This is a genomic window from Flavobacterium sp. BFFFF1 (assembly GCF_002256285.1).
In the GTDB taxonomy this organism is placed as follows: Bacteria; Bacteroidota; Bacteroidia; order Flavobacteriales; family Flavobacteriaceae; genus Flavobacterium.
On sequence record NZ_NKJE01000001.1, the window covers coordinates 216367 to 232287 of the forward strand.

Annotated in this window: 12 protein-coding genes; 6 read left to right on the top strand and 6 right to left on the bottom strand. The window is 43.4% G+C overall.

Features of this window, described 5'->3' with window-relative positions:
• Positions 1-52: 52 nt before the first annotated feature.
• Positions 53-1051 carry a GntR family transcriptional regulator gene (locus CFE23_RS00845; protein WP_291082594.1) on the bottom strand — a complete coding sequence of 333 codons (999 nt, stop codon included), beginning with the start codon at positions 1049-1051 and terminating at the stop codon, positions 53-55.
• Positions 1052-1145: 94 nt separating this feature from the next.
• Here CFE23_RS00845 and CFE23_RS00850 point away from each other — a divergent pair, with 94 nt between their 5' ends.
• The 6 genes from CFE23_RS00850 to CFE23_RS00875 are packed head-to-tail and all read left to right on the top strand — an operon-like array spanning position 1146 to position 8346.
• Positions 1146-2186: an aldose epimerase family protein gene (locus CFE23_RS00850; protein WP_291082596.1), complete on the top strand. Its 1041-nt coding sequence runs from the start codon at positions 1146-1148 to the stop codon at positions 2184-2186.
• Positions 2187-2196: 10 nt separating this feature from the next.
• Positions 2197-3270 carry a glycosyl hydrolase 53 family protein gene (locus tag CFE23_RS00855; protein WP_291082598.1) on the top strand — a complete coding sequence of 358 codons (1074 nt, stop codon included), beginning with the start codon at positions 2197-2199 and terminating at the stop codon, positions 3268-3270.
• Between the two features lies 1 nt (position 3271).
• Positions 3272-4378 (top strand): glycosyl hydrolase 53 family protein, encoded by a 1107-nt coding sequence (locus CFE23_RS00860; RefSeq protein ID WP_291082601.1) that lies wholly within the window; start codon positions 3272-3274, stop codon positions 4376-4378.
• Positions 4378-5547 (top strand): galactokinase, encoded by a 1170-nt coding sequence (gene galK / locus CFE23_RS00865; RefSeq protein WP_291082604.1) that lies wholly within the window; start codon positions 4378-4380, stop codon positions 5545-5547. The genes CFE23_RS00860 and galK overlap by 1 nt, the downstream gene beginning before the upstream one ends.
• Before the next feature lie 38 nt (positions 5548-5585).
• The gene (locus CFE23_RS00870; protein ID WP_291082607.1) at positions 5586-6632 is read left to right on the top strand and encodes a UDP-glucose--hexose-1-phosphate uridylyltransferase; all 1047 of its coding nucleotides are present in this window, start codon (positions 5586-5588) and stop codon (positions 6630-6632) included.
• Positions 6633-6660: 28 nt separating this feature from the next.
• Complete coding sequence (locus tag CFE23_RS00875; protein ID WP_291082610.1) at positions 6661-8346, top strand: sodium/sugar symporter; 1686 nt, start codon at positions 6661-6663, stop codon at positions 8344-8346.
• Positions 8347-8665: 319 nt separating this feature from the next.
• On the opposite strand, the gene CFE23_RS00880 is transcribed toward CFE23_RS00875, so the two are convergent.
• The 5 genes from CFE23_RS00880 to CFE23_RS00900 all read right to left on the bottom strand — a co-directional run bounded on the left by CFE23_RS00880 (position 8666) and on the right by CFE23_RS00900 (position 15709).
• Positions 8666-9193 carry a hypothetical protein gene (locus CFE23_RS00880; protein ID WP_291082613.1) on the bottom strand — a complete coding sequence of 176 codons (528 nt, stop codon included), beginning with the start codon at positions 9191-9193 and terminating at the stop codon, positions 8666-8668.
• A 63-nt stretch (positions 9194-9256) separates the two neighbouring features.
• Complete coding sequence (locus CFE23_RS00885) at positions 9257-9538, bottom strand: F0F1 ATP synthase subunit epsilon (protein WP_291082616.1); 282 nt, start codon at positions 9536-9538, stop codon at positions 9257-9259.
• A gap of 80 nt (positions 9539-9618) precedes the next feature.
• Positions 9619-11127, bottom strand: coding sequence for a F0F1 ATP synthase subunit beta (gene atpD, locus CFE23_RS00890; RefSeq protein WP_291082619.1), 1509 nt, complete (start codon positions 11125-11127; stop codon positions 9619-9621).
• A gap of 248 nt (positions 11128-11375) precedes the next feature.
• Complete coding sequence (locus CFE23_RS00895; RefSeq protein ID WP_291082622.1) at positions 11376-12905, bottom strand: G-D-S-L family lipolytic protein; 1530 nt, start codon at positions 12903-12905, stop codon at positions 11376-11378.
• A 29-nt stretch (positions 12906-12934) separates the two neighbouring features.
• A complete protein-coding gene (locus CFE23_RS00900; RefSeq protein ID WP_291082625.1) occupies positions 12935-15709 on the bottom strand; it encodes a carboxypeptidase-like regulatory domain-containing protein in 2775 nt (924 codons plus the stop codon).
• Positions 15710-15921 lie beyond the last annotated feature (212 nt).

Genomic DNA, 15921 nt, shown 5'->3' on the forward strand with positions numbered 1-15921 from the left:
TACGTTTAAAAACAAGGCTCTTTCAACATTTGCTCGCAAAAATCTTAAATCTTTAGAGCGAATTCCGGAGTATTAACGCACTCTTGTTTTCTACCTGCTCATTTCTGTTCTCCAATACCATTTCCGCCATAATTTTTCCCATGCCAATAAAATCGGTTGAAATGGTCGTGATGCCATTCCCGACAATTTTCTTTAACGGCGTTTCATTGTAGGAGATAATGCCAAAATCACTTCCCAATGCAATCGCCTGTTCATTCGCTTTTTCGATTACGCTCACCAGGTCACGGTCGTTAGGAATAATGTACACCTCACCGGTTTCAATCGTCCGCCGGTCAAACTCCGGAATCACTTCATAGGCAAAGTCAAAGTCTTTGCAAAATTTCACAAATCCTTCTTTCATGCCCAATGGTTCCCGAAAACCCGGAAAAATCAAAATCAGCTTGTTGTAATGCAGCAACTTCGATTTTCCCCTGGCAAGGGCATCATAAATGTCTGTAACAAAATTCTGATACACAGCCGGAAAAGATTTCAGGTCTGGATTGGTCTGGTCCAGAATATACACCTCATTAACCGGTAGGGTTTTTATATATCGGGCTGCCTCAGAAAGATTGGTTGGCATGATCACATACTTTGTGTAATTCCCATTAGCGTCCTCAATCAGTTTTCGAAATACACCAACGTTAAAATGATGAAAGAAAATATCCACACGTGCGTTCCGACCGATATGCGCCAAAAACGAATTGTATAAGTCTTCCTTAAAACTATTCAATTCTTCAAACAGCAGGAAGACCTTTTGTTCAATCCTGACTTCGGTACTTTTGACGTAATATCCTTTCCCGGGAATGGCAAAAACAATGCCCCGTTTTTTCAACTCCTCGTAAGCCAACAATACCGTATCCCTCGAGAGCGAAAACTCCATACTGATCTTATTTACAGACGGAAGCTTTACACCCCGTTGCAGCCGGTCTTCTTCGATAGCTTTCTCAATCGATGCTATGATTTGCCGGTATTTCGGAATTCCAAGGTTGGCTTGTATGGTAATGATTTTCATACCCTATTTTTTACAAATATATAAAACTGGTAGGTACTGGTATGGTCAAGCCGGAAAAAAAATTATTTTTGATTTTGCATTTATCAAAAAAAGAATGGAAAATAAACATATCCCACATTTTTTAAGCCCGGCAATTGAGAATTTAGCCGATGTTGATCCAAATAAGCCCGAAATCGCCACTTACGAAATTGGAAATGCAAAAGGCATGAAGCTGTGTGCTACAAATTTTGGAGCGACCGTGATGTCACTTAAAGTTCCAGCAGGAACTCAACTGCTTGATGTGGTGCTCGGTTTCGATAATGTAGAAAATTACATGAGTTCATTTAGTCTTCCCAGTGCCCCTTACCTGGGAGCCACCGTCGGCCGTTACGCTGGTCGCATCGGAAATGCGGAATTTACATTAAACGGAAGAAAAATCAAGCTCGATAAAAACAATGGCGAGAATTCACTTCATGGCGGGAATCAAGGGTTAAGCCGCGCACACTGGCAAGTGCAAAGTCTGTCGGGAAATGCTGTCGTATTCAGTTATAAAAGTCATGATGGCGAAGACTGTTTTCCGGGCGAACTGCAAATCAAGCTTACTTATCAGTTGTCGGACAATAACGAATTTATAGTTGAATATGAAGCGTTGGCTAAGGAAGATACTGTGATCAACCTTACACACCACAGCTATTTCAATCTGGAAGGCCATAAAGAGTCAGTTGTCAAACAAAAACTTTTTGTGAATTCAGAGAAATTCCTCGAAACAGATGGGCAAAATGTTCCAACAGGAAATCTTATTAACGTCGGCGTTTCTGAATTCGATTTCAGATTTCCCAAAAACTGTCCTGAAAAAATAGACAATACGTTCGTTCTAAATAAAAAGGACTCGCTTGCGGCGTCACTATACAGCATCAATAACCAGCTGAAAATGGAAGTCCATACAGACCAGCCTGGACTGCATCTCTATGTGGGTGGAAATTGCTTTAATCAAATTGATGGAAAGGAATATGCGAAATATCACGCAACAAGTGGCATTTGTTTTGAAACACAAAACTACCCGGATGCACCAAATCATGCGCATTTCCCCAATTCAATATTGAAAAAAGGTGAAGTATACCGGCACAAAACGATCTATCACTTTATCACTTTATAACATCACTACTATGAAAAGTAAAATTTTATTATTGGCGTTTTTTATGCTCGCATTGCTTAACGCATGCTCGGGCGACGACAAAAAAACGGAGGAAAACCCGATATCGGAAGTATTCATTCGCGCGTCGGATATGTCAACATTGCCTGAAGCCGAATCCGCCGGGGCAGTTTATAAAAATGACAGCCAAACAGAAGATGCGCTGGCCACATTGAAAAATGCCGGATGCAATACCATCCGCATCCGTTTATGGAAAGACCCTGCCAATGCACATTCCGGGATGACTGAAGTTAAAGCACTGGCGCAACGCGTAAAAAATCTGGGTATGAAAGTGTGGCTGACCGTACATTACTCCGATACCTGGGCCGATCCCGGAAACCAAACCACACCCACCGCATGGCAAAACCTTTCTTTCACTGATCTTAAGGCAGCCGTTTCCGCTTATACTTCAACAGTCTTAAGCGAAATCCATCCTGATATCTTCCAAATAGGGAATGAAACAAACGATGGGTTTTTATGGCCGAAAGGAAAGCTTACTACCAACGAAAACCAATATCTGGAACTGGTAAACGCAGCCAGCGCGACCATTCGCGCAGAAGCGCCCAATACCAAAATCATGCTGCACTTTGCCGGCCTTACATCTGCAGATTGGTTTTTTGGAAAAGTGTCTTCAGTAGATTACGACTATATCGGACTGTCTTACTATCCGGTCTGGCACGGTAAAAGCCTCACCGATGTGAGGAACACCATTGACGCATTGGGTGCCGCTTATGGTAAAAAAGTTATCATTGCCGAAACCGCCTATCCTTTTACACTTGGATGGGAGGACTACACCAATAATATCGTGGGGCTGGACAATCAATTGATCCCGGCATTTCAGGCGACCCCTGCAGGACAGAAGAGTTTTCTCTCCTCTTTAAAAAATACTGTAAAAGCGAGCACAGCAGGTTTTGGGTTTGCGTATTGGGGTGGCGAATGGATTTCTTTCCGTGGCGATCAGGCAACAAACGGCTCTTCCTTTGAAAATCAAGCGCTTTGGGATTTCGATAATAACGCATTGCCGGTAATGGATGCTTTTGCCGAATAGCATGAAAAATTTGTTGTTTTATTTCCTGTTGCTTTTGGGCCTACAATCGTTTTCGCAGGATCGGAGAGTTTATATCGGCGCGGATCTTTCTTACGTAAACGAAATTGAGGACGGTGCCGCACATTTCAGCAAAGCCGGAAAAAAAACAGATCCCTATGCCCTATTTGCAAAAAAAGGCTGCAACATCGTGCGTTTAAGGTTGTGGCATTCCCCGGAATTCGCTCCGTATTCAAACCTGGCTGACGTAAAAAAATCGATTCGCCGGGCAAAAGCACAGGGCATGCAGGTGTTACTCGATTTTCATTATTCTGATACCTGGGCTGATCCGGGACGGCAGGAAATTCCAAAAGCCTGGGCAAAAATAACGGATTTGAATGTCCTCGGCGACAGTATTTACAATTACACTTTCAACACACTGATTCATTTGTCCAAAGCGCACCTGCTTCCGGAAATGGTGCAGGTAGGAAACGAAACAAACAGCGAAATACTACAGCCACCCGGCAAAGCGAAAGACAGCATCAATTGGAAACGCAATAGTTTCTTATTTAACAAAGGGCTGAAAGCAGTCAGGGATGCTTCCAAAACGCTAAACATAAAAATTGAGTCGCTGCTTCACATTGCCCAACCCGAAAATGCCTTGAAATGGTTTGAACAAGCTGCTAAAAACGGGATAACCGATTTTGATGTCATCGGGATTTCGTATTACCCAATTTGGTCCAAATTTAAATTCGAAGAATTGCCAACTGCCATCAACACGTTAGTCAACACTTATAAAAAGAACCTGATCGTTGTCGAAACTGCATATCCTTACACCATGCAAAACATAGACAAAGCCAACAACATCCTTACCGAAAAAGCACTGATCGAAGGTTACCCGGCAACACCGAGCGGACAGCTGAATTATCTCGTTGATCTGACGAAGTTAGTAATCAACGCCGGCGGAAATGGCGTAATCTACTGGGAACCTGCCTGGGTTACTTCGTCATGCAAAACAATGTGGGGCGAAGGTTCGCATTGGGACAATGCAACTTTTTTTGACGCAGCAAATAACAACGAGGCACTTCCCGCTTTTGATTTTTTTAACCCAAGGAACTACATCAAACACTAATGAAGAAAAAACTGATCCGCAATACTGTCGCGAAATTTGAAAAGGAATTTGGTGCTCCACCAGAAAACCTATTTCTCGCACCGGGACGAATTAACATCATCGGGGAGCATGTCGATTACAACAATGGTTTCGTATTACCAGCCGCAATCAATAAATACATTTGTTTTGCAGTTTCCGAAAGCCATTCCAACCAATGTTCGATTATCGCCATTGACCTGAACGAGAAATTTACCTTCAGCCTCGACAACCCAATAAACCCTGCCACGATCATGTGGCCCAATTACATGTTGGGTGTGCTGGCCCAATTCATCGAAAAACAAATGCCTGTCAAAGGATTTAACCTTGCCTTCAGCAGTACCATCCCCATGGGTGCCGGCCTTTCATCATCTGCCGCTGTAGAATGCGGATTTGGCTATGCGATGAACAAAATGTTTTCATTGGGCCTTACAAATGCGGAAATTGCAGTAACGGGGCAAAAAGCCGAGCATACATTTGCCGGAGTCAATTGCGGCATTATGGACCAGTTTGCAAGTGTTTTCGGCAAGAAAAACAAAGTAATTAAACTGGATTGCGATACGCTCGAACACGAATACCACAACGCCGATTTCAGGAACTATGCATTGCTTTTACTCGACAGTAAAGTCAAGCACACACACCTGACTTCAGGTTACAACGACCGCCGCCGCGAAACGGAGCGGGGATTGTCTATTGTTAAAGAGCATTGCCCCTACGTCAATAATTTCAGGGACTGTACAGAAGTGCAGTTGCTCGAACTGCGCGAGAAACTTGGAGAAGTCAGCTTCCGCCGCTGTCATTTTGTGGTAAAAGAAATCCAAAGGGTGCTCGATGCCGTCGATGCGCTGGATAATTCTGATTTCCTGCGTTTGGGACGGTTGATGACAGAAACCCACCACGGACTTTCGAAAGAATATGAGGTGAGTTGTGCTGAGATTGACTTTCTGGTCGAAACCGCGCTGAAGGAAAAATCGGTTTTGGGCGCCAGGATGATGGGCGGTGGCTTCGGAGGCTGCGCCATCTGCCTCGTAGAGAAAGACAAAGTGGACCACATCATTGAAACGGTTTCAAGTGCCTACAGCGACAACTTCGGGATTGCATTGGAGCCCTATAAAATAAAAATATCAAAAGGAACTTCGGTTCATAAAATGTAATTTGGGTCCCGATAGCCATCTTGACAAAACCTCCTAATATGAAAACATTCGACAGCAATGAACATCCCCACCGCCGTTATAATCCGCTGACAGGCGAATGGATTCTCGTTTCCCCACACCGATCCAAACGTCCCTGGCAGGGACAAAAAGAAGCTGTCTCAGGCAACACGCTGCCGGCATATGATCCGGAATGCTATCTGTGCGCAGGTAATGTTCGCTCGAACGGTGAACAAAATGCTGATTATAAAGACGTCTACATTTTTGACAATGATTTCCCGGCGTTACTCAACGATGAAATGCCATCCGAAATCAATACAGATCCGTTGTTCCGGTACCGACCGGAGCGCGGCATCAATCGCGTGGTTTGCTTTTCTCCAGAGCATAACCTGACCATCCCCGAAATGGAACTTGATGCCATCGAAAAAATAGTCTCGGCCTGGACACAGCAATATCTGGACCTTGGCGGCAAAGACTTCATCAACCATGTCCAGATTTTTGAAAACAAAGGGGCAGTCATGGGTTGTAGCAACCCACATCCGCATGGGCAAATCTGGGCGCAGTCATCGATTCCAACTCAGGTTGAGAAAACACAGAAAAACCTGGACCGATACTATCAGAAAAACAAAAGCAGCCTGCTCCAGGATTACCTTGAACACGAACTGAAACGCAAAGAGCGCATCGTGCTGGAAAATGAACATTTTGTGGTACTGGTGCCATTTTGGGCCATCTGGCCTTACGAAACGATGATTATCAGCAAAAGGCATTTCGGCAGCCTGATTTCGATGAGCAATGAAGAAAAAAGTGCGTTTGCTGCCGCCATGAAAAGCATCACGGTAAAATACGACAACCTGTTTGAAACCTCATTCCCTTATTCATCCGGAATCCACCAGGCGCCTACCGACAAGGCTGCGCATCCGGAGTGGCATTTTCACATGCACTTCTATCCGCCGCTGCTCAGGTCAGCGAGTGTGAAGAAATTCATGGTAGGCTATGAAATGTTGGGTGAAGCCCAGCGGGACATTACACCTGAAAAAAGTGCCGAAATTTTGCGGCAGCTTCCTGATACACATTACAAAAAACGTTAACTTCCAACACTAAAATTTATTTCGGCTTATGAGCACATTATCTACCCAGGACTATATCGTTTTCTTTTGTTATTTTATACTGATCGTTGGTTACGGTTTGTGGATTTATCGCAAAAAGAAAAAAGACGAAACGTCGAGTAAGGATTACTTTCTTGCCGAAGGATCGCTGACATGGTGGGCAATTGGTGCGTCGTTAATCGCGAGTAATATCAGTGCTGAGCAATTTATTGGCATGAGCGGAAGCGGTTTCAAGCTGGGACTGGCGATTGCCACTTATGAATGGATGGCGGCCATCACACTGATTATTGTCGCGGTATTCTTTATTCCTGTATACCTAAAAAATAAGATTTTCACCATGCCACAGTTCCTGAATCAGCGGTATAACGGAACTGTTGCCATGATTATGGCTGTGTTCTGGCTGTTGCTGTATGTCGTCGTGAATTTGATGTCGATTCTTTATCTGGGTGCCTTAGCAATCCATGGGATTTCGGGGTTAGACATTTATTTGTGTATTGGCCTGCTTTCTTTGTTTGCGATTTTCATCACGTTGGGTGGAATGAAAGTAATCGGCTACACGGATGTAATTCAGGTATTTTTCCTGATCCTGGGTGGCCTGGTCGCCACCTATATTGCGTTAGACCTGGTGGGGGAAAAATTCGGACACCCGGGCATCCTCAATGGGTTTAAACTGCTTACGACCAAGGCCAATGATCATTTTCACATGATTTTTGATAAATCGAATCCAAATTATATGGATCTTCCCGGCATATCCGTTTTGGTGGGTGGAATGTTAATCACGAACCTGAATTACTGGGGATGTAACCAGTATATCACACAGCGCGCGCTCGGTGCAGACCTGAAAACGGCCAGGGCAGGAATCCTGTTCAGTGCCTTCCTTAAATTGCTGATGCCTTTGATTGTAGTCATCCCGGGAATCGCTGCGTATGTACTTTATCAACAGGGAATGTTTCACACTGAAATGCTTGACTCGCACGGAATTGTAGATGTAAATAAGGCGTATCCAACGCTATTGAATTTGCTGCCTACAGGATTAAAAGGAGTGGCTTTTGCGGCGTTGACCGCGGCGATTGTAGCATCCCTGGCCGGTAAGGCAAACAGTATTGCAACGATTTTCTCCCTTGACATTTACAAAAAGGCCATCAATAAAGACGCTGACGATAAGACCGTAGTTCGGGTCGGGAAGATGACTGTCGTCGTGGCGATGGTCATGGCCATCATCCTGGCTTTGGTTATCGGCGAAAGACTGATGGGAGAAGGCAAACAGGGATTCCAATACATCCAGGAATACACTGGATTTGTGAGCCCGGGCGTATTTGCAATGTTCCTGCTTGGTTTCTTCTGGAAAAAAACGACTTCCAATGCGGCTTTGTTTTCAATGATTGGCGGTTTTGTATTGTCTATATTGCTTAAATTCCTGCCTGGCTTTATGGACCTTTCCTTTTTATATAGCACGGGCTGGGCAGTGCCTAATGGCAAAGGGGTTTACGAAATCCCTTTTATTGACCGTATGGGCATTGTCTTTGCAGTTTGCGTTGCGGGAATGTATGTCATTAGCAAATATGAAACCCGCAATGGGGTACAACCCAATGGACTTGAAGTGGACAAGTCGATGTTTAAAACAAATGCCGGATTTACTGTTGGTGCGATTATTGTATGCGCCATCACCGCTGCGTTGTACATGTTGTTCTGGTAAAATAATTGCGTTTTTTCACGAAAGGCCATTGTGAAAAACCGATTATCAGTCGTTGCCTTTTTGTCGCAATTACGGTATTCGCACAGGATGTCATTTGCATTGCAATTATTTCACACCAACCTGCTGCGTTATTGCCGGAATGCGATGATTACCGGAACTGTAGTCGTTAGGTGTTGAGTGCATACAATCTTGTAAAGGTAGTGCGGGCTTTTGAATTTATTGGGAGGTTTAGCCCGGATGGAAGCGGCATCCTTTTTATTTTTTCTTTAAAAATAAAAAGATACAGCGGACAGCCGGATCAGCTCCTGAAAAGCCAATTTCAAATCAAAGCAGGGTCAACACGGTGAAAATTTCCCTTTTCAGTAGCGTCAAGCAGGTTTATTTTTAATTTTAAAGCTACTTTAGCCGCAAATTGCATTGCACTTTTTTTGTTTTCGAAAGCGTACATATTGTAATGCTTATTCCGTTGATACCAAAGATTGACCTGATAATATCCTTTACCATCAAGAAAAACGGAGACATATTCCAACCGGGGAATTTCTGAATGTATGTTCCTATAAAATGGGCCAACATAAAATTTAGAGATTATCCTGTTTTTATCCAGATCGATCATTACGGACTTCATTATTGACAAAGATATTCCCCCCGAAAGCGCCATTGCAGCCCATTTTAAATCGCCAATGAATTGCTTACTTGATGAGCCAATGATCGCATACTCGCGCGTTATCAGAAACATATCATATAAGAAATAAAACATTGCTGTAAAAAGTACGGCGGCCAGGAACGTCTTCCAAAGCGGCCTCCTTCCTTGGTGAACAACCAGTTCGAACTTGTTTTCTTCTTTCATGCCATAAAAATAAAAAAAGCCTGACAAATCTGCCAGGCTTTATAAAACGATATTGGGTCGGCTTTAATCCGCCAAAACAATTACTTTATTGTCATTCATTTCAATCGTACCGGAGTTGATGGACAACACGTAAGTGTTGTTATCCACTTTCAAAAATTGGTCGGCTACTTCTTTCCCAAAGTGAAAGGCATTGGCAACGATTTTAATATCGCCTGCTTTCAGGATTGAAACGATTGGCGCGTGGTGGTTCAGGATCTGGAACGAACCGTCTACACCAGGCAGCGTAACTGAAGTCACTTCACCTTTAAAAAGGGAGGCTTCGGGAGAAACTATTTCTAAAATCATAATTTTGAATTAAGAATTAAGAATTAGGAATTAAGAATTCGGCAATGCACCGTAATTCATAATTTATAATTCATAATTAATTAAGCTTCCGCCAACATTTTCTGACCAGCCTCAATGGCATCTTCAATAGTCCCTTTCAGGTTGAAGGCCGCTTCAGGAAGGTGATCCAATTCTCCGTCAATGATCATGTTGAAACCTTTGATTGTGTCCTTGATATCAACCAAAACACCAGGGATACCCGTAAACTGCTCTGCTACGTGGAACGGCTGGGAAAGGAAACGCTGTACACGACGTGCGCGTGATACAGACAATTTATCCTCTTCTGAAAGCTCTTCCATACCTAGGATTGCGATGATATCCTGAAGTTGTTTGTACTTCTGAAGGATTTCTTTTACGCGTTGCGCACAGTCGTAGTGCTCATCCCCAAGTATGTGTGGTGTCAAAATCCTTGAAGTAGAATCCAATGGATCCACAGCAGGATAGATACCAAGCTCAGCGATTTTACGTGACAATACGGTTGTGGCATCAAGGTGGGCAAATGTTGTTGCCGGTGCCGGGTCAGTTAAGTCATCCGCAGGAACGTAAACCGCCTGTACAGATGTAATCGATCCTTTATTTGTAGAGGTGATACGCTCTTGCATCGCACCCATTTCTGTTGCTAGTGTTGGTTGGTAACCTACCGCAGATGGCATACGCCCCAAAAGTGCGGACACCTCAGAACCAGCCTGTGTAAAACGGAAGATATTGTCAACGAAGAAAAGAACGTCTTTCCCTTGGTCAGAACCAGCACCATCACGGAAATATTCAGCAATCGAAAGACCTGACAAGGCCACACGCGCACGTGCTCCAGGTGGCTCATTCATTTGTCCGAAGACGAAAGTCGCTTTAGATTCACGCATACCTGGCTTGTCCACTTTAGACAAATCCCATCCGCCTTCTTCCATAGAGTGCATGAACGCATCTCCGTATTTTATAATTCCTGACTCAAGCATCTCACGAAGCAGGTCATTTCCTTCACGTGTTCTTTCCCCTACTCCTGCGAATACAGAAAGACCACCGTGGCCTTTTGCAATATTGTTAATCAACTCCTGGATCAAAACCGTTTTGCCTACTCCGGCACCACCGAAAAGACCAATTTTACCTCCTTTTGCGTAAGGCTCGATTAGGTCGATTACTTTGATCCCTGTAAAAAGCACTTCGGTAGAAGTTGAAAGTTCGTCAAATCTTGGCGCCTGGCGGTGAATAGACATTCCGTTAGCACCTGCTTTTGGCAAATCGCCCAAACCGTCGATAGCATCTCCGATAACATTGAACAAACGACCGTAAACATCCGGACCGATTGGCATTTGGATTGGAGCTCCGGTACCTACAACTTCAGTGCCACGGCTCAAACCGTCAGTAGAATCCATCGAAATGGTACGTACCGCGTTTTCACCAATGTGAGATTGTACTTCAAGTACCAGCAGGGTACCATCTTTTTTAGTGATTTCCAATGAATCATAGATTTTTGGAAGCTCAACATCTCCGCTGAACACCACGTCGACTACAGGACCGATGATTTGCGCAACTTTTCCTATTACTTTTGACATTGCTTATGTATTTATTAAATAGCTATTTAGGTTTGGGAACGAACAGGCAAAAAACACCTCTTTTTTCCGAGTGCAAAGATAATTTTTTAAAATATAAAATCAATAATTTTTTGAGAAAAAAATATTCCCTTTTTGCGTTATTGTTTAGTACAGCGCTATAATACTGATAAATTACATTCATCGATATCATTCAAATAAAAAACCATTCCTTGCAGGGAATGGCTTTCTAATAGACGGTCAATACGGATCTATTGCAGTCCCGCAGGATAACTTATCGGAAAATCCTGTGGCTTGTAGGTCCTGAGTGTTGACTTGTATGTCGCGTTGATGGCTTCAATAAACTTATTGGCCACGTAGGCATTTGCCCTTGCTGTTAGATGTATTCCATCCAGGCTGAATGCACCACCCTGAACCAAAGCAGAGGTCATGTGATAGTTATCGAACTGGATGCCTCCTGTTGACAACTGTTTCAACGCTGAATTTGCATCAACGAAAGCGAGGCCGGCATTTGTCGCCGCATCTTTGATTACTGCATTAAATGCAGTGGTTGCAGCAGCAATTTCAGCCTGTTCCGTAGGAATCAAAACCCATTTGTCCTGAAGCGGATAGGTCACTCCATTTACTGAAAGCTGACCGGCAGTTGCCGCGGGAACGCCCTGACCAACGAGGAATGTATAATAGGTAGTATTTACGGTGGCGATAACACTTGATACTGGTAATACGAATAAGTCATCTTTCGTGGCCTGCCTTGATTGTCCAAATTGGTTGGCTAAAAGACCCGCAATTGCTGGATTCATTCCGCCTCCCTGCAAGACCTGGGCCAATTGTGGCGCAAGATTCTCAAGCGACTCATCTTTAATCACCAAAGGGCTATTTTGGGTTTCGGAGAAAACAATACTTCTTTCTGGATGTCCGATGAAAGCATACGCTTGATTCAATTGTGCAAATGTCGCGTTAAGGGTTGGTATTTGCGCAGCAAAAGAGGCATTTGTCGGGCTAAGCGGGTCGTACGGAACGGTCTTAAAGTGTGGTACTGAAGCTACGTCTGGGATATTGGCTACAACTCCTTTTGCACCCTGCGAAATCAAAGTCTGCACCAGTGTCGTGTAAGCCGTTGTAAACTGATCAATACTAGTGATTGGATTTGTTCCATCACCTCCGGTTGTTGCATAACCAAGCACATCATTATTTCCAATCCAAAGTGAAAAGAAAGTTGGATTTTGCGCCATAGCATCCGCAATTACGGAAGTGGAAGCGCTGGACCTGAAACGCACGAAGTATGGGTTTGCAGTACCTGACGCCAATCCGGCGATATCGCCATAATTAGGCGCCAGTAAATGAAAGCTCTTTGCACCCGGAACGCCAAGGTTATTAAAAGGTCCGGTTAACGGCACCGCAATCTCGGTGCTTGGCAACGCGCCAGGAAGTGGTACTGGCGATGATCCGTTGAAAATCAATCGTGGTCCCGCGATCAGATTTCCGCCTAAAAGCAGTCCACCGTAATTGTCATTCGTATATGGGATTTTAAATTCACCGCCGCCAGCCAATGCAAACTGGTCCGCAAGTAATTTCGGATAAGCATTTGCCTGACCCGCCTTGAATAAAGCAGCATCACTGTAGCCTGCGGTGATGGAGTTACCCAACGCTACATAGTGCGAAAAATCAGCCTCTCCGGCGGTAATGGGAACTTCTTCAACCGGAGTTGTTTCGTCATCATTACTGGTACATGCTATAAAGGTTAAGGAAACCAGGAATAGCCATTTGAAATTTTTTAGCATAATTCTGTATTTTTTAAAATTAAATAATTTTATGGATTAATAGTCCACGACACCAGCCATTGCTGTCCAATTCTTCCGGCTCCAAACACCTGAATGTAGTCGTTCCCACCGATATTCGATCCGCTTACTTTGATCACTGATTTCAACGATGGGATAGCGTAGTTTACCTGGGCATCGAAAACGGTTACTGAAGGAATTGTCCCATCAGCAAACGAAGATTGCCAAAGGTACTCATCATTCCATCGGGCATTTAAGTTAAACCCGAAGTTTTTAAACAAACTGCTGTTTCCAAAAGACACTTTAACGCGATGCTTTGGCGTATTGAAATAAGACACAAATGATGGGTCTTTTTCTTTGTCGTAATTAAATTCAGCAAAATTATAGTTGATTCCGGCCTCAAAATTCTTATACACCTTTTTAGAAAAGCCCGCGCCGAATCCAAATGAGGTTACTTCGGTATTTGAGTTCGAATACACCTGAAATTTCCGGATGTCGTTATTTCCTATTGCTTGTAAAGCCAAAGCCTGGTTGGTATTCACATCACCGTAATAAGGCGCGTAAACCCTTGCTGTTGTTGCAAAATCGTTATAAATGTTATAATAAGCGTTAAGGTCTAATCCAAGGTCTTTTAACAGGATTGATTTATAGCCAACTTCAAATGCCTTAACCTGCTCCGGTTTTACATAGCCTAATTTAGACACTTCAAGATCAGCCACGTTTCCGGTACTTTTGTATTTGTCTACAGAAGCAACAGTATAAGAATTGTTATAGGCGTTCAAACCATTCAGAGTAACCGTTTCGGGATTTCCCGCAATTGCCTGACCTGCAAGGCTAAGCGTCTGAACTTCAGAATAACGGGTGAGGTTTTCAGGAGCTGAACCGATCAGTGCAAATGAACCAATGTTTAGTCCGATATACTGGTCCTGTGTTGTTGGATTACGGAAACCGGTTTGGTAAGAAAAACGGAAGTTACGGTTTTTATCCTTTCCTGCAGAATATACAAACGAAACTCTTGGCGAAAACTGTCCATCAAAGTTTTGTGACTTGTCATATCTTACAGAACCTGTAAATTTCAATCTGTCATCAAGGAATTTCTTCTGTACCTGTCCATAGGCACCATATTCATCGTAATCAATTGGGCCGTCGAAATCTGTGAAAATAGTTCCCTGTGAATCCATAATATATTTCCTGTAAGAACCACCCACCTGAAACTCAGCAAATTTCAGTAAATCCCTGAAATTATAATTACCATCAGCATGGTATAGTTTGGAATTGTCAAGGAATTTTGACCCCGTCGCAAGGTTCGGGTCGGTAATTACGCTGTTGAATGCATTTCTGTATGCTGCGGTTCCAGGCTGCAATTGCGCGCTTCCATGTGCGGTAAGTGGCAGCGGAGTCGGGTTGATGTTATTAGTAGCCCAATTTCTGGCCAGGCCATCCGCCTGAACGCCATTTACCCCAAGGAAAATCTGGGACTGGAGGTACATTGTCGCATAATCTGTAAACCAGCCGATGTCTGACTTCGCGCGCCTGTTGATGTTTAGCGCCGTGGATTGCATGTCATACGAATCTCCGGCATCTTCTTTGGTCATATACCCTCTGACAAAGTAATTCCTGCCTTTAAACTCTATACGTGTTTGCTGCATGACAAAGTTCTTCAGCATGTAACGGCTCGCGCCCTGGTAGATTGTATTTCCCATACCCACTTTATGCTGCAGGATGATTTCATTTTCATTAGCCCATGGACGGATGTGGATTGCAAAATCAGCTTTTAGGCTATTCACCTTATTGTCGGTCAGGTCACTTTCTGCATAACCATCCCTGCTGATTTGGCCAACGTTATTTACAAAGTTTGTCGCCTCATCACCATAAATATTTAAACCGTCATAATTCCGGTTTACGGCATGACTATCGCCATTTCCCTTGATGTCCCTGGCATCGCCTGCAGCCCATTCCGTTCCTTCCATGTAAGTAAAGTTGGCTTTTGCAGCGAAATAGGGTGAAAACGCTTTCGCGGCCCTGATTCCAAAATCGGTGTAGCTGTGATTGCCCGCAACTTTCTGTGAAGTCTGTCCGTATTTATAGTAGAAACTGATGCCTTCCGAATTAAAAGGGTTTTTACTGTTCATGAACAGGATTCCGTTAAAAGCGTTGGCTCCGTACAACGCTGAAGACGCTCCCGGAAGCAGTTCCACACTTTGGATATCGAGCTCAGAAATGCCGACCAGATTTCCCAAAGGAAAATTCAATGCAGGTGAGGAATTGTCCATATTGTCGGTCAGCTGCATGAATCTTGTATTGGCTATCGTTGCAAACCCGCGCGTATTGATAGACTTGAATGACATACTGCTCGTGTTGAAATGCACTTCCTTTAAGTTTTCCATGCCTTCATAATAGCTTACACTGGAGGTATTCTTGATGTCTTTTATTCCCATTCTTTCAATCGTAACAGGAGATTCCAAGATCCTCTCAGGCGTTCTTGATGCAGAGATAACAATTTCGTTCAGTTTTGTTTCCTCCTCAACGAGTGATACGTTGATCTTTTGGTTGGAAGAAGTTACCTGAACGGTCTGCGACGTAAAACCCACGTTGCTAACCAAGACGGAATAAGGAGGCTGCTTTGAAGTCTTCAAAGCGAACTTACCGTCCGCGTCGGTTATGGAACCTGTAGACTCTCCTACAACAGACACACTAGCGCCAGAAACAGGCAGTCCATTTCCGTCTGTTACGGTTCCCGAAATCGTATTTTGAGCAAAGGAAATGCTGCAAAAAAACAATGACAAAATAAATAAATACACTTTCATTGGTTATGTTTTTGTTAGTTAACATCGCCAATGTACAAATAATTTTGATATTACTAAGAAAGGACTAATAAAATTTAAATATCATCAATTTTAAACCGATTTTCCGAATATAACGGAACGATATTTGTTTTTTAAATTTTTCTTAACAAATTAATGAATGTCATAAATTAAATACTATGCACTCATACTAAATCGATTTTTTTATGCATTAA

What these genes read in the sequence shown, in the direction of transcription:
- CFE23_RS00845 (WP_291082594.1), bottom strand. Translation starts at nt 1,051, where the DNA reads ATGAAAATCATTACCATACAAGCCAACCTTGGAATTCCGAAATACCGG.
- CFE23_RS00850 (WP_291082596.1), top strand. Translation starts at nt 1,146, where the DNA reads ATGGAAAATAAACATATCCCACATTTTTTAAGCCCGGCAATTGAGAAT.
- CFE23_RS00855 (WP_291082598.1), top strand. Translation starts at nt 2,197, where the DNA reads ATGAAAAGTAAAATTTTATTATTGGCGTTTTTTATGCTCGCATTGCTT.
- CFE23_RS00860 (WP_291082601.1), top strand. Translation starts at nt 3,272, where the DNA reads ATGAAAAATTTGTTGTTTTATTTCCTGTTGCTTTTGGGCCTACAATCG.
- galK (WP_291082604.1), top strand. Translation starts at nt 4,378, where the DNA reads ATGAAGAAAAAACTGATCCGCAATACTGTCGCGAAATTTGAAAAGGAA.
- CFE23_RS00870 (WP_291082607.1), top strand. Translation starts at nt 5,586, where the DNA reads ATGAAAACATTCGACAGCAATGAACATCCCCACCGCCGTTATAATCCG.
- CFE23_RS00875 (WP_291082610.1), top strand. Translation starts at nt 6,661, where the DNA reads ATGAGCACATTATCTACCCAGGACTATATCGTTTTCTTTTGTTATTTT.
- CFE23_RS00880 (WP_291082613.1), bottom strand. Translation starts at nt 9,193, where the DNA reads ATGAAAGAAGAAAACAAGTTCGAACTGGTTGTTCACCAAGGAAGGAGG.
- CFE23_RS00885 (WP_291082616.1), bottom strand. Translation starts at nt 9,538, where the DNA reads ATGATTTTAGAAATAGTTTCTCCCGAAGCCTCCCTTTTTAAAGGTGAA.
- atpD (WP_291082619.1), bottom strand. Translation starts at nt 11,127, where the DNA reads ATGTCAAAAGTAATAGGAAAAGTTGCGCAAATCATCGGTCCTGTAGTC.
- CFE23_RS00895 (WP_291082622.1), bottom strand. Translation starts at nt 12,905, where the DNA reads ATGCTAAAAAATTTCAAATGGCTATTCCTGGTTTCCTTAACCTTTATA.
- CFE23_RS00900 (WP_291082625.1), bottom strand. Translation starts at nt 15,709, where the DNA reads ATGAAAGTGTATTTATTTATTTTGTCATTGTTTTTTTGCAGCATTTCC.